Source organism: Rheinheimera tangshanensis (genome assembly GCF_014645135.1).
In the GTDB taxonomy this organism is placed as follows: domain Bacteria; phylum Pseudomonadota; class Gammaproteobacteria; order Enterobacterales; family Alteromonadaceae; genus Pararheinheimera; species Pararheinheimera tangshanensis.
On sequence record NZ_BMLH01000003.1, the window covers coordinates 327,516 to 341,425 of the forward strand.

10 protein-coding genes are annotated in these 13,910 nt (G+C 46.7%); 6 read left to right on the plus strand and 4 right to left on the minus strand.

The features are described from left to right. Positions 1-109: 109 nt before the first annotated feature. The 4 genes from IEW88_RS08765 (at position 110) to IEW88_RS08780 (ending at position 4,445) form a co-directional block, all read left to right on the plus strand. On the plus strand, positions 110-955 hold the full coding sequence (locus tag IEW88_RS08765; protein ID WP_053425982.1) for an AAA family ATPase: 846 nt from the start codon (positions 110-112) through the stop codon (positions 953-955). After that, positions 903-2,135: a vWA domain-containing protein gene (locus IEW88_RS08770; protein ID WP_229670411.1), complete on the plus strand. Its 1,233-nt coding sequence runs from the start codon at positions 903-905 to the stop codon at positions 2,133-2,135. Before IEW88_RS08765 ends, IEW88_RS08770 begins: the two co-directional genes overlap by 53 nt. 57 nt (positions 2,136-2,192) lie before the next feature. After that, positions 2,193-3,224, plus strand: a complete 1,032-nt coding sequence (locus IEW88_RS08775; protein WP_221411384.1) for an RDD family protein — start codon at positions 2,193-2,195, stop codon at positions 3,222-3,224. 102 nt (positions 3,225-3,326) lie between these two features. Continuing rightward, a complete protein-coding gene (locus tag IEW88_RS08780) occupies positions 3,327-4,445 on the plus strand; it encodes a beta-ketoacyl-ACP synthase III (RefSeq protein ID WP_147903690.1) in 1,119 nt (372 codons plus the stop codon). A gap of 67 nt (positions 4,446-4,512) precedes the next feature. Here IEW88_RS08780 and IEW88_RS08785 read toward each other — a convergent pair whose 3' ends face one another. Then, positions 4,513-4,821 (minus strand): isoamylase early set domain-containing protein, encoded by a 309-nt coding sequence (locus IEW88_RS08785; RefSeq protein ID WP_053425978.1) that lies wholly within the window; start codon positions 4,819-4,821, stop codon positions 4,513-4,515. A 428-nt stretch (positions 4,822-5,249) separates the two neighbouring features. On the opposite strand from IEW88_RS08785, the gene IEW88_RS08790 reads away from it, so the two are divergent. Beyond that, positions 5,250-6,470: an efflux RND transporter periplasmic adaptor subunit gene (locus tag IEW88_RS08790; RefSeq protein WP_053425977.1), complete on the plus strand. Its 1,221-nt coding sequence runs from the start codon at positions 5,250-5,252 to the stop codon at positions 6,468-6,470. Next, a complete protein-coding gene (locus IEW88_RS08795) occupies positions 6,470-9,658 on the plus strand; it encodes an efflux RND transporter permease subunit (protein ID WP_147903689.1) in 3,189 nt (1,062 codons plus the stop codon). The genes IEW88_RS08790 and IEW88_RS08795 overlap by 1 nt, the downstream gene beginning before the upstream one ends. Positions 9,659-10,149: 491 nt before the next feature. On the opposite strand, the gene IEW88_RS08800 is transcribed toward IEW88_RS08795, so the two are convergent. The 3 genes from IEW88_RS08800 to pabB form a co-directional block, all read right to left on the minus strand. Then, positions 10,150-11,529 (minus strand): L-serine ammonia-lyase, encoded by a 1,380-nt coding sequence (locus IEW88_RS08800; RefSeq protein ID WP_082335855.1) that lies wholly within the window; start codon positions 11,527-11,529, stop codon positions 10,150-10,152. A gap of 133 nt (positions 11,530-11,662) precedes the next feature. Continuing rightward, entirely contained in the window at positions 11,663-12,229 is a 567-nt protein-coding gene (locus tag IEW88_RS08805) for a CoA pyrophosphatase (protein WP_147903688.1), read from the minus strand. 4 nt (positions 12,230-12,233) lie between these two features. Then, positions 12,234-13,622, minus strand: a complete 1,389-nt coding sequence (gene pabB / locus IEW88_RS08810) for an aminodeoxychorismate synthase component I (RefSeq protein ID WP_147903687.1) — start codon at positions 13,620-13,622, stop codon at positions 12,234-12,236. Between the last annotated feature and the right edge of the window lie 288 nt (positions 13,623-13,910).

A 13,910-nucleotide genomic window follows, 5' to 3' on the forward strand; every position in this document is an offset into this window, starting at 1 on the left:
GTTTGATGAATGGGTATAAGAATACCCGCGCCTTGTTAAAACGAAAGAAAAGATTTGATATAAGATATTCCCATCTTAAGCCTGTCCTTTAAAAAAGAAGTAATCACAGATGATTTTCCAAAGCACAGAACACTATATTTTATCTCCTGAATTGGCACTGGCCGTTAACGCTGCAGTGACCTTAGAAAAACCTTTATTGATCAAAGGTGAACCTGGTACTGGCAAAACCCGCTTAGCAGAAGAATTAGCCGCAAGCTTAGGCACTGATTTGATTAACTGGCAAATCAAATCCACCAGTAAAGCTCAGCAAGGTTTGTATGAATACGATGCAGTATCGCGTTTGCGTGATGGCCAATTGGGCAGTGAGCGGGTTGCCAACATCAGCAACTACATCAAACCGGGTAAACTCTGGACTGCTTTTACCGCAGAACAACGCCCTGTGTTGCTGATTGATGAAATTGACAAAGCTGATATTGAATTCCCTAACGATTTATTGCATGAGCTCGATCGGATGTCCTTTGATGTCTACGAAACAGGAGAACGTATCACTGCAAAACAACGACCAATAGTAGTGATCACCTCCAACAACGAGAAGGAATTGCCAGACGCTTTTCTTCGTCGATGCTTTTTCCACTACATCCGCTTTCCGGACAAAGACACCTTAACTCAAATAGTGCTGGCGCATTTTCCTAAACTACAGGCCGAGTTATTAACAGCCGCGTTAGAGGTGTTTTTTGACTTAAGGGCGGTAGACGCTTTGAAGAAAAAGCCGTCAACCTCTGAGTTACTGGATTGGTTAAAACTTTTGTTGGCCGAACAAATAGCGCCTTCGGTATTGCAGGATAAACAGCACCAGGGCGGTTTAATGCCGTTGTATGGCGCCTTACTGAAAAATGAGCAAGATGTCGCTTTGCTGGAAAAACTGGCCTTTATGGCTCGTCGCGCTGGCCGTTGATATGCTGATTTCGTTCTTTTTAACTTTACGAAAATACGGTCTGAAATCCAGCATCACCGAGCTGTTGGATTTACTCAAGGCGCTGCAGCAGCAACTTATATTTGCAAGTACAGATGACTTTTATCTGCTGGCGCGTTTGTGTCTGATCAAGGATGAAAGCCAGTACGACAAATTTGACCGTGCTTTTGCAGAGTATTTTGAAGGCGTTGAAAGTCTGGATTTAGCCTCGCTTATTCCTGACCACTGGCTGTTGCCCGGACTGATTCGGCAGTTGAGTGACGAAGATAAGGCCAAACTGGCTTCTTTAGGTGGGCTGGAGCAGTTGCTGGAGCAATTTAAGCAACGTTTAAAAGAGCAGCAGGAAAAACACGCAGGCGGCAATAAATGGATAGGCACAGGCGGTTCTTCCCCTTTTGGTGCTTATGGCTTTCACCCTGAAGGTATTAGAGTTGGACAGCAGGGCAGTGGTCAGCGCCGGGCGGTTAAAGTTTGGGATAAGCGTGATTTTAAAGATTTTGATCAGAACGCTGAGCTGAATCACAGAGCGATGCAGCTGGCACTGCGACAATTGCGGCGTTTTGCCCGTACCGGACAAGCCACAGAACTGGACTTAAACGGCACTATTAAAGCCACAGCTCAGCAAGCAGGCTGGCTGGATTTAAAGTTTCAGGCGGAGCGGCATAATGCCGTCAAAGTGCTGATGTTTTTTGATATAGGCGGCTCTATGGATGATTATATTCATGAATGCGAACAGCTATTTGCTGCCGCCCGCACTGAATTTAAGCATCTGGAGTTTTTTTACTTTCATAACTGCCCGTACGAACAGGTATGGCGCACTCATCAAAGACGTAGTGCCGATGCGGTGTCTATTACTCAACTGTTACAGACTTATCATAGTGACTACAAAGTCATTTTTGTGGGGGACGCCACTATGGGCCCTTATGAAATTACTTATCCGGGCGGTAGTGTCGAGCATTTTAACCCTGAATCCGGCGAAGTCTGGTTAAAACGCTTGTTGGCGCATTTTCCCAATGCAGTCTGGCTCAACCCACAGCCGCAAGCCTGGTGGAGCCATTATCACTCCATTGAGATACTGCAAAAACTGATGCAAAACCAGATGTATGCCATGACGCTAGACGGTTTAAGCGGCGCCATCCGGCATTTATCAAAGCGGCATTGAAAAGGCCAGACGAACTGATTAAAGTGGTTTATTCATCAGGCATTTACGGAAAATTTAATGCAGCACGAACAGCCGGACCATCAGGATATCAGAGAAGTTGCGCCCGACACTTTTGTCGACGAGACGGGCCATCAACTGACCAAAAAAGAAGTTCGGCAAATAGTCACGCCTCATGCCTTTTTTGTGGCTGATGAGCTGATAGGCCAGCCTTTGGCCAAACCCCTGCGTCGTGGGGTTGCCATGGGTATAGACGGCTTAATTATCAGCGGTCTGGCATCGGCCAGTCTGATATTTGTGTTACCCACTATGCTGTATTTATGCTGGAACAGATACAAAACCCACAACAGCAATCATCTGTTGCTGATGGTGTTTGCAACTCTGGCTATGCTGGGGACTTTAAGCTGGGCGCCACAGCTGGTGCAAGAACAGGAGCAGGAAAGGACCTCAGCCTCAGACATGAATTTAACCCCGCATGCAGGTGCTGAACTGGCTAAAGTGTCGATAGAGTTGTCCAGCAAAGCCTGTGATGACAGATGCGTCGAAGACAAGATAAAAGAGCTGGCGCTTGAGCTGCAAGAGACTGGAGTCAGAACTGAACACCAGAGAGATTTGCTGAATGAGGTGTTGGATATCACTGAGCTTAAAGGTGCTGAAAAACGTGCTTTACTGGATCAGTATGTAACAGAACCCAAAGTAGTGGCTGCGGAGCCCGTCGTTACTACAACTGAAGCTGTCAACGAAGAATCCTCTTCAATCTTGGAGAAGCTAAAAAACTCAGATTACAGCCTGATCAAATGGGTCAAAGGCATACTGGCCGACTTTGGCCTGGGTTATGGTTGGGCTATGGTTTATTTTACCTTTTTTGTCAGTTGGAATAACGGCCAGACCATAGGCAAGTTATTGACTGGTATTCGTGTGGTGCAACTGGATAACCAGCCTTTGACCTTGTGGGCCTCCTTTAGCCGGCAAGGCGGTTACGGCGCAGGTTTTGCAACAGGACTGATTGGGTTTGCGCAGATTTTATGGGATCCAAACCGACAAGCGATACAAGATAAAGTCGCCAGCACTGTCGTGATCCAGCAGCCTTGAGCGGATAAAAAATCTCGGCAGGTCGTGGTCGTATTAAGCTAGAATAGCCACCAATGTAGCAACTCATCAAAAGAAGTTGCATTTATGACAAAGGTATTCTGAATGAAAAATGTGCTGATCAGCGGCTCAGGCCTGTTTACTCCCACCGAAATTGTCACCAACGAAGAGTTAGTGGCCAGTTTTAATCAGTATGTCGATTTATTTAACGCACAATATGCTGCTGAGATTGCATCAGGCGAATTGGCTGCACTGGAGTATTCCAGCTGCGAATTTATTGAAAAAGCCTCAGGCATCAAATCCCGCCATGTGTTGCACAAAGAGGGGATCTTAGACCCAGCCGTGATGATGCCGGTTTTCCCTAAGCGTGGCGAAGACGAGCACCCTGAAATGGTGGAGATGGCGATAGTTGCAGCGCAGGAGGCCATGACACAAGCCGGTAAGACGGCCGCAGATATCGATCTGGTTATTTGTGCTGCGTCTAATATGCAGCGGCCTTATCCGGCTTTGTCTATCGAACTGCAACAGGCTTTGGGCGCAACAGGTTATGCTTTTGATATGAACGTGGCTTGCTCATCCGCTACTTTTGCTATTAGCAATGCGGTGAATGCCATTCGTGGTGGTATGGCCAAAGTGGTGTTGGTGGTCAATCCTGAATTTGCCTCACCCCAAGTGAATTACACCAGTCGCGACAGCCACTTTATTTTTGGTGATGTCTGCACCGCTACTATTATTGAAGCCGAAGATACAGTCACTTCAGAGAATGCGTATCGCATTCTCGGCATGAGTTTAAAAACTGAATTTTCTAATAATATCCGTTGTGATGTGGGGTATACCGAACATTGCCATCCGCAAACTGATCCTGAAGCGCCGTTTTTTAAACAACAAGGCCGTAAGGTGTTTAAAGAATTACTGCCGATAGTAGCGGATGTGATTTTAAATGAGATGCAGCGTTTAGCTGTAAATCCGGATGATCTAAAACGTTTATGGTTGCATCAGGCCAATATTAATATGAATCTGTTTGCGGCCAAGAAAATCTTAGGCAGAGATCCTTTGCCTGAAGAAGCTCCGCTGGTGTTGGATACTTATGCCAATACAGCCTCAGCAGGCTCTATTATCGCCTTTCATAAACATAAAGAAGGTATTCAATCCGGCGAAAAAGCCATTTTATGCTCCTTCGGAGCAGGCTACTCCGTAGGTTGTCTGGTGCTGGAAAAACGTTAATTGATCAATGGGGAGCAGAGCAAAATGAAGCCGTTGAGCTTGATTTTACTCTGCTCCCTGTTCGTTTTTACAACTGCACGACTGAGTTTTGCTCATAGCTGACCTGAGTTGGCACATAAGCGTCAGCTTGCTCATCATTCAGCCAGGTTTGCCCATCTACCACATATCTGAACTGATACTGCTTCTCTTTGTCCAGATTTAAACTGGCAGTAAAATCACCCGTTTTAGTTTTTTTCATCAACACAGCTACGGGATCCCAGTTGTTGAAGTCTCCCGCCAAAGCGACAGTTTGAGCCTGCGGATACTGATGACCTGCAAAAGTAAAAGTGACTTTGCAGACGGGTTTCGTTTTTAAATACTGTTTACTGATACTCATAGCCGCTTCCTTCCTGAATTACTTTAGGTTTAAAACCACACTCTATTGCATCGTGATGACAATGATGTGTCTAAAAAACAACCAAATCTTGGTCATCTCCACCATAACGAAGCTACAGAAGTCCCCAAAAGAACTTTCTGGAATGGGTATAGATGATTTAGCTATTTATCTGCCAGACACAGACTGAAGTTGTAACTAAATATGTCGAAACTTCACATTGGGTTCTGTCCGAACTTCTGATGAAGCAGGTCAAACCCCGCTGCAAGGCCTTTGTTTTAAGGTCTGACTGAAAAAAGAGGCAACAGAAAAGAATAAATAACGCACTACGGATTTTGGCGACTAATAAAAACCTTAACATCTACAGGTACAGTTCTGGCGTACACAAAGGTAAGATAAAGTCAGACAGTATTGTGACTAAAGGACTAAAAATGGCGGGTAAGTGGGTGAAAGCTGGGGTTCCTGTATTAATTGTGCTGGGCGCTGTAATTATTGCTTCAGCTCTGGTTGCGGGAAAAAAACCACCAGAGCAAAAAAAAGAAACACGTAAAGATTTGTTTGTTGAAGTCAAACCTGTCAGTCGACAAAACCTGACTTATCAGGTCTGGTCTCAGGGAACAGTGCAGCCTAAAGTGATCACCAGCCTAACCTCTGAAGTAAATGGAGTTATTGTTAAAGTAGCGGATAACTTTATCGAAGGGGGATTTTTCCGCGCCGGAGACTTATTGATCCAGGTCGAGCAATACGATTATCAAACGGCGGTTAAATTGGCCGAGGCGAATCTGGCCCGCGCTCAGGCGTTATTAGAGGAAGAAAAAGCCCGAGGTAAAGTAGCGGCAAAGGAGTGGAGTGAGTTCAGCGCAGGTAAAGCTCCTGAACTGGGTTTACGCCGTCCCCAATTGGCACAGGAACTGGCGAATGTGCGTTCTGCTGAGGCTGAACTTGAAAACGCCCGCCGCAATTTAATTCGTACTGAAATACGGGCTCCCTACGATGGCATAGTCAAAGTTAAAAATGCCAACATTGGCCAGTTTATCAGCCGTGGTTTTAACCTGGGCACTATTTATGGCACAGAAGTGGCGGAAGTCCGCTTGCCTTTGTCAGATAACGATGTGGGCTATTTAAATATGCCTGGTTTCACCACCTCAGAGCAGCAGCAACCTGAAGTGTTGTTATCGGCAGAGGTGGCAGGACAGCCACTGAACTGGCAGGCCAGACTGGTGCGTACTGAAGGCATGCTGGATGATGAAAATCGGGTTATTTATGCTGTAGCCGAAATCAAAGATCCTTATCGTTTAAAATCAGACGGTCAGGCTCCATTGCGTTTTGGCCGTTTTGTCAAAGCCCGTATCGATGGTAAATCAGGCGACAATCTGGTGTTGGTTGAGCGGCACTTATTAAAGCCAGATCAAAAGGTGCTGACCATAAGTAAAGACAATAAGCTGCATATTCGCTCTGTTACCGTACAACGGATGGACGAAGAGTACGCTTATATCAGTGCTGGCTTAGATTCTGCTGAACAATTAGTACTGACCGCTATTGCTAATCCTTTGGAAGGTATGGCATTGCGTACCTCGGCTGATACGGCAGTCGATCATGCAGAAAAAGAGAAAACAGCGATAGCGGCCACTGAGAACGGAGAGAAACGCTAATGCAGCCATTGGATCAAACCCATAAAGGCTGGTTAGCCTGGTTTGCCCGCAATAGCGTGGCATCTAATTTATTGATGGTTATTTTATTGCTGGCAGGTATCGCCAGTGTATTCACTATTAAAAAGCAAACCTTCCCTGAGATTCAATTAGAGCAGGTCACCATTCGGGTGGCTTATCTGGGGGCTGCGCCGCAGGAAGTGGAAGAAGGTATAGTTGATAAAATTGAGGAATCCTTACGAAGTCTCAATGGAATTAAAAAAATCCGCTCTAATGCGGTGGAAGGTTTAGCCACTGTCAATGTGGAAATTCAATCCGGATATGATATTCAGGAAGTGATGAACGAAATTAAGATGCAGGTGGACTCTATCTCATCTTTTCCCGAACAAACAGAACGTCCGGTAGTGTACAACACTAAATTCCAGAGCAATGTGCTGTGGTTATCTGTCTATGGCGATACCGACCAACGCGGCTTAAAAGAATTTGCCAAAGATGTGCGGGACGAGCTGAAAAAACTGCCTGGTGTTAGCAAAGTGGAAGTGGTTGGGGCTTTGGACTACGAGGTCTCCATCGAGGTGTCAGAGCATAAGCTACGCGAATATGGCCTGACCTTTAACCAGATTGTGACTGCAGTGCGTGGCAGTTCTGTGGATTTACCCGGTGGTTCTATTAAAGCGGATAATGGCAATATTTTACTCCGTGCCAAAGGCCAGGCCTACCGTCAACAAGACTTTGCCGACATAGTGCTGATCAACAGAGCCGATGGTACCCGTTTATTATTGGGTGATATCGCCAAAGTGAACGATGGTTTTGTCGAGATGGAGTCTTACTCTACCTTTAACGGCAAACCTTCTGTGTCGATTAAAGTGGATGCGGTAGGCGAGGACAATACCTTAAAAATTGCGGCTGCGGTGAAAGACTACGTCGGGAAGAAAAAGGCTGATTTACCCGATAGTATGAATATAGATTATTGGGGCGACTCGAGTTATTACCTGCAAGGTCGGCTGGATCTGATGACGGACAATATGCTGATGGGCGCTTTACTGGTGCTGATCAGTCTGACGTTGTTTCTGGAATTTCGTGTCGCTTTTTGGGTGATGGTGGGTATTCCGGTCTGTTTCCTTGGCACTATAGCGCTGATGCCTTTGTCGATGTTTGATGTGTCGATCAATATGATCAGTCTGTTTGGTTTTATTCTGGTGCTGGGCATACTGGTGGATGACGCCATCATCATAGGCGAGAGTGCTTACACGGAAATTGAAAAATACGGCAAATCCGCCGAGACCGTGATCCGCGGCGCTCAGCGTGTGGCTATGCCTGCCACTTTTGGTGTGTTAACCACCATTGCTGCCTTTATTCCTATGTTGATGGTCGGTGGTCCTCAAGGACCGATTTGGGAGTCTATCGCCTGGGTAGTGATCCTCTGTCTGCTGTTTTCTATGGTCGAATCCAAGTTTATTTTGCCCGCGCATTTAATTGCAATGGACAGTAAGCCCTGGGATCCAGATCGCCATGGCATTTTTTACAGCTTAGGTCGTGCCTGCAGCAATGGACTTAAGTTTGTTCGTCTTAAAGTATCTGGGGCAACGGACAGTTTCGTTTATGGTCGTTACAAAAGGGCGATTGCGTGGTGCATTGAGTATCGCTACATCACGGCGACCAGCTTTTTCGCCATGATGGTGCTGATGATAGGTTTAATGGCTGGTGGTCATGTACGTTGGGTATTCTTTCCTAATATCCCAAGTGACTTTATTAATGCCAATTTAACTATGATGGAAGGCTCATCAGGTCAGGCGACAGTGCAAGCCATGCAGCAGTTGGAAGCGGCTTTGGTCAAAACTAACGAGCAAATCGTGGCGAAGGGAGAAGAGGGGCTGATGAAGCACCGCTTGACCTTTACCGAATCAGACACTCGTGGTGAGCTGGTGATTGAACTGGAGAAAAGTGAAGGTCGTAACATAGATGCCAACGAGTTCGTCCGGTTATGGCGCGAGCAAATCCCGGAAATTGCAGGCATAAAAACACTACAAATTTTCTCTTCCACCAGTGGCGGTGGTGGCGGTGATATCTCATTCCAGCTAAAAAGCAAAGAGCTTGATCAGTTGCGTTTAGCTACTGAAGAGTTAAAAGCTGCTATGGTCGCCTATCAGGGCGTTTATGATATTGAGGACAGTATCAGTGGTGGCAACGACGAAATAGTGCTGAAGATTAAGCCTCAGGCTGAAGCTTTGGGTATTACCTTGTCTGACCTGGCCACTCAGGTTCGTTACGGTTTTTACGGTGCTGAAGCTCAGCGTATCCAGCGTGATGGCGAAGAAGTCAAAGTGATGGTGCGTTATCCGAAAGAAGAGCGTCGTTCAGTTGGCAATCTGGAGAATATGAAAATCCGCACTGCCTCAGGTGCCGAAGTGCCATTTTCTCAAGTCGCTGAATACAAAGCTCAGCCCAGTTATTCTGCGATCAACAGGGTAGATGGTGAGCGTTCCGTCACTATTAGTGCTTCAGTAGATAAAGCGTTAGCCGAACCTATGAAGATCACGAAGGAGTTACAGGACAAAGTGCTGCCGAAACTTGCAGAAAAATACGGCATTGAGACGGCATTGGAAGGGGCCAGTCTGGAAGAAGCAGACGCCATGACTGACTTAGCCTTAGGTTTCCTGCTGGCATTGTTTGTGATTTATGCGCTGTTGGCTATACCGCTGAAATCCTATACTCAGCCGCTGATTATTATGTCAGTGATCCCTTTTGGTTTAATTGGTGCCATTTTAGGTCATATGTTGCTGGGCCTTAGTGTCAGCATTATGTCCTTGTTCGGTTTGATTGCATTGGCTGGGGTTGTAGTCAATGATTCGCTGGTGATGGTGGATTTTGTCAATGAGTCGCGCCGCAATGGTATCCCATTAAAAGAGGCTGTGGTTGGAGCTGGCACCAGACGTTTCAGGCCTATTATGCTGACATCTTTAACCACCTTCTTAGGTCTTGCGCCTATAGTGCTTGAGAAAAGCTTACAAGCGCAAATTGTGGTGCCTATGGCGGTTTCACTGGCCTACGGTATTTTGTTTGCGACAGTGATCACTTTACTGCTGATCCCCGCTTTGTATGTGATACTCGATGACTTTTTAGGGGTATTCAGACGTAAAAAGGCTGAAGATACAACCTATACAGTGGATGAGTTACCACAGCAGAAATGACATCACCCATAAAAGACCGCCGAAAGGCGGTTTTTTTATGGGGTATGCCGGCAACGAAGCACTGGTTTCAAGGACTCAGACTCATCCCCAACGTCATTGATGTTACAGCGAGGCGGCAAGCAAACGAGACCCCGGGAGCATAGCTGACTATGTGACCGGGGCGAGACTTTTATTTTAAAAGCAGGGGCAGCCAACGAAGCTGCAGCTTCAAGGACGCCAGACTAATCCCCAAAGTCATTGATGTTACAGCGAGGCGGCAAGCAAACGAGACCCCGGGAGCATAGCTGACTATGTGACCGGGGCGAGACTCTTATTTTAAAAGCAGGGGGCAGCCAACGAAGCAGCAGCTTCAAGGACGCCAGACTAATCCCCAAAGTCATTGATGTTGCAGCGAGGCGGCAAGAAAACGAGACCCCGGGAACATAGCTGACTATGTGACCGGGGCGAGTGGATGCAGCCAACGAAGCAGCAGCTTCAAGGACGCAGGGGATTTAGCATTCGATGATATTGACGGCTAACCCACCGCGCGACGTTTCTTTGTATTTGCTTTGCATATCACGGCCTGTATCCCACATGGTTTTTATCACTTTATCCAAAGTGACTTTGTGCTCACCCGTACCACGCAAAGCTAAGCGTGAGGCGTTGATGGCTTTAATAGAACCCATCGCGTTACGTTCAATACAAGGTACCTGCACTAAACCGCCGACAGGGTCGCAAGTTAAACCCAGGTTATGTTCCATACCAATTTCTGCAGCGTTTTCGACGTGATCGACAGAGCCGCCGAGGATCTCAGTTAAAGCACCTGCAGCCATAGAGCAAGCGACCCCCACTTCACCTTGACAGCCGACTTCAGCACCTGAAATTGAGGCATTTTTCTTATATAAAATACCAATAGCGGCCGCTGTTAACAGGTAACGGCAGTAAATGTCCGGCGTCACAGGCTGAATGTATTTGTCGTAATACATCAAGACGGCCGGAATAATACCTGCGGCACCATTAGTCGGTGCTGTCACTACACGGCCTCCAGCGGCGTTTTCTTCATTGACCGCTAAGGCAAATAAATTCACCCAGTCCATCACTTGCAATGGATCGGAGCTTTTTTCCGCCATCAAGCGTTTATGCAGGGCAGGGGCGCGGCGTTTGACCTTTAAACCGCCAGGTAAAATTCCCTCGGTTCGAATGCCACGCTGCACACAGTCATACATGGTTTGCCAGATTTTACCCAGCTCCTGCTGAATTTGTTGCTCGCTACGCAGCACTTTTTCGTTTTCCATCATCAAACCTGCAATGGATAAACCGTTTTCCTTACATAGCTTCATCAGCTCGGCACCGCTTTCAAAAGGGAAAGGCGGTGGGTTGTCAGCGGCAAACTGACTGGCGGCTTCTTTTTCTTTGGCAAAATCTTCCGCTTTAACAATAAAACCGCCACCTATCGAGAAATAAATTTCGCTGAACAACACTTCATGACCAGCATAAGCGATCAGCTCCATGCCGTTGGAATGCTCTTTTAAAGTTTTGCGACGGTGAAAGACGATAGCGCCTTCGCGTGGGAACGCGACGGAATGCTTTTGATCCAGCAGAATTTGTTGAGTGTCATCGACGGATTTTAATAAAGCGGGGATTGCATCCGGGTTAATGTTTTCCGGTAAAAAACCGGACAAACCTAAAATGACAGCTTTGCCTGTCCCGTGACCAATACCGGTTTGGCCTAAAGAGCCAAAGAGTTCAGCTTTAACGCTGGTTACTTGATCAAATAAACCCATGGCTTGCAGGTTTTCACAGAATTTTTTTGCGGCACGCATTGGGCCTACAGTGTGAGAACTGGATGGGCCTATACCAATGCTAAACATATCAAAAGCACTAATAATCATTGGAGTCTGCTTTTCGTTATAAGAACTGGGCGCCATTCTAACGGAAGCAAATGAATTTCGTAACTCGCTTTGTAACTGGTCGGTGCTTAGTACAGCAGAAACTGTACGCGGTGCTGTGCTGATTTTGTTACAGTCAGTAAAAATGCAGTTGTTGTTTTAACGAATAGAGGATAGCCGCTGTTGCGCCCCAGATCAGATGTGGGCCATAGGGCATAAAGTGCACCAGATGCGACTGGCCATGCATAGCAAAATATTCACTGTGAATGTTTTGTGAGTCCAGTACGAAAGACAAAGGCAGCCAAAAGGCCGATTCTACTTCAGAGGCTTGCAGTTTGAGTTCCGCCTCTTGGTTTAACAAGGCGATCCAGGGCTGAATTAAAAAGCCAGTACCTGTGGCGTAGCTGGGGAGCTGGCCAATCAACTGCAGTTGCTCTGGAGTGATACCGGTTTCTTCATGAGTTTCACGCAAAGCGGCCTGATGGCTTTGCTCATTTGCCTCCATCTTACCGCCGGGGAAACTGATTTGGCCCGGATGGTGGCGTAAGTCAGAACTGCGTTTGGTCAGTAGCAGTTGCAATTCGCCTTGATACTCTCTTAATACAACCAGTACAGCAGCAGCTTTACTTTTTTCCATCTGCAACAACACAGAGCCTTTGGCTGGTTGAAGGAAAAAACGTTGTAAAAACTGCTGCCGGTTCATATGGTTAGCCCATCAAGGCTGATGTTGTTTCAGTGAGCAAAGGCAGGATCTTATTGACCTTATGGAAGGTCTCTGCGTATTCGGCATCGACCTGTGAGTCGGCCACTATACCGCCTCCGGCCCAGCAGTAAGCTTTGCCTTGCGCCATAACTAAAGTGCGGATAGCGATATTGCTGTCCATATCACCGCAGCTGTTGATATAGCCTACAGCACCGCAATACACAGAGCGACTATTGGGTTCTAACTCAGCAATGATCTGCATGGCACGCACTTTAGGAGCGCCAGTAATAGATCCACCCGGAAAAGCGCCGCGCAACAAATCACAAGCGTCAGCACTTGGGCTTAAAGTACCGGTAATAGTGCTGACCAAATGATGCACTGCGGGAAACGACTCGATGGCAAATAAAGCAGGTACTTTGACCGAGCCTGGTACACAGTGTTTGCCTAAATCGTTACGCAGTAAATCGACAATCATCACATTTTCTGCCCTGTCTTTCGGGGCTGTTTGCAGCTCATCGGCACTTTGCTTATCAAGCTGGGCATCAGCAAAACGTGGTCTGGTGCCTTTAATTGGCTTGGTTTCTACCTGACCTGCTTTGAGCTGTAAAAAGCGCTCTGGCGACAAACTTAATACGGCGCCTTGGGGCAAACGCAAAAAAGCCGAAAAAGGAGCGGCATTTTTACTGCGTAAGGTTAAATAGGCCTGCCATTCATCACCGCTGTAACTGGCTTCAAAACGCTGAGCTAAATTAATTTGGTAACAGTCACCACTTTTCAGATAGTTTTGTACCTGGTCAAACTTCTGGCTGTAGCTTGTTTTATCCATATTAGCTTGCCATTTTGTTGTGAGTTCAAAAGGTGTGATGTCAGCTGTATTATTAAAAAGTGCTGCATTTTCTGTCCAGTGCGCAGCCGCATTGCCCCGGTAATCGACATACCACAGTTGTTGCTGTTGTTTATCTAAAATCAGGGCCCAGAGATAAATACCAACCGCCATATCAGGAAGCAAAGTTCCTGCATCTGTCGCTTGTGGCACGGGTTCAATCACTGTGCCTAAGTCATAAGCAAAATAACCTAAAGCGCCGCCGATAAAAGGTAAATCAGCATGGTCTGATAACGTGGGGGTATCCGGAAAATAAGTATGGATAAGTTGCTGCAAGGCGCCAAAAGGATCCATTTGCAACAACTGAGGTTGGCCTCGTTCGGTTTGGATTAATTGACCCTGCTGATAGACAAGGGTCGCGACAGGGCGAGCCACCAGAATATCAAAGCGGCTATTGACGTGATTACTTGCCGCTGAGTCGAGCAACATGGCCCATGGCTCTGAAGCTACGGCAGAAAAATACTCCAGCAGATGCGGCACTTTGGCATCTAACTTCAAAAACTGTGACATAAGTCGTCTCATAAAACGGGCTAATTCCGGCAAAAATACGCTTGTTGACTAGCCGCTGGATCTGTTGCGCTGTATGATATCAGCCCAACTGATATTAGTTAACCTGAACACAGGAAAAGCCGCTTTGTCTGGATGCAGAACAGACAGAGGCCAAAACACAAGAAAAGATAATGTTACCCTAAGTTATTGGAATTTCAGCGTAACGACAGCGAGTGAATCCCCGGAAACATAGGCCACTATGCGTGCGGGGTGAAAATCGAAGTCAATAAAGCTGCAGTTTCAACAGCG

Excerpts from the sequence above, each read along its gene's own strand:
- IEW88_RS08800 (WP_082335855.1), bottom strand. The coding sequence starts at position 11,529 with ATGATTATTAGTGCTTTTGATATGTTTAGCATTGGTATAGGCCCATCC.
- IEW88_RS08765 (WP_053425982.1), top strand. The coding sequence starts at position 110 with ATGATTTTCCAAAGCACAGAACACTATATTTTATCTCCTGAATTGGCA.
- IEW88_RS08805 (WP_147903688.1), bottom strand. The coding sequence starts at position 12,229 with ATGAACCGGCAGCAGTTTTTACAACGTTTTTTCCTTCAACCAGCCAAA.
- IEW88_RS08795 (WP_147903689.1), top strand. The coding sequence starts at position 6,470 with ATGCAGCCATTGGATCAAACCCATAAAGGCTGGTTAGCCTGGTTTGCC.
- IEW88_RS08790 (WP_053425977.1), top strand. The coding sequence starts at position 5,250 with ATGGCGGGTAAGTGGGTGAAAGCTGGGGTTCCTGTATTAATTGTGCTG.
- IEW88_RS08780 (WP_147903690.1), top strand. The coding sequence starts at position 3,327 with ATGAAAAATGTGCTGATCAGCGGCTCAGGCCTGTTTACTCCCACCGAA.
- IEW88_RS08785 (WP_053425978.1), bottom strand. The coding sequence starts at position 4,821 with ATGAGTATCAGTAAACAGTATTTAAAAACGAAACCCGTCTGCAAAGTC.
- IEW88_RS08770 (WP_229670411.1), top strand. The coding sequence starts at position 903 with ATGTCGCTTTGCTGGAAAAACTGGCCTTTATGGCTCGTCGCGCTGGCC.
- IEW88_RS08775 (WP_221411384.1), top strand. The coding sequence starts at position 2,193 with ATGCAGCACGAACAGCCGGACCATCAGGATATCAGAGAAGTTGCGCCC.
- pabB (WP_147903687.1), bottom strand. The coding sequence starts at position 13,622 with ATGTCACAGTTTTTGAAGTTAGATGCCAAAGTGCCGCATCTGCTGGAG.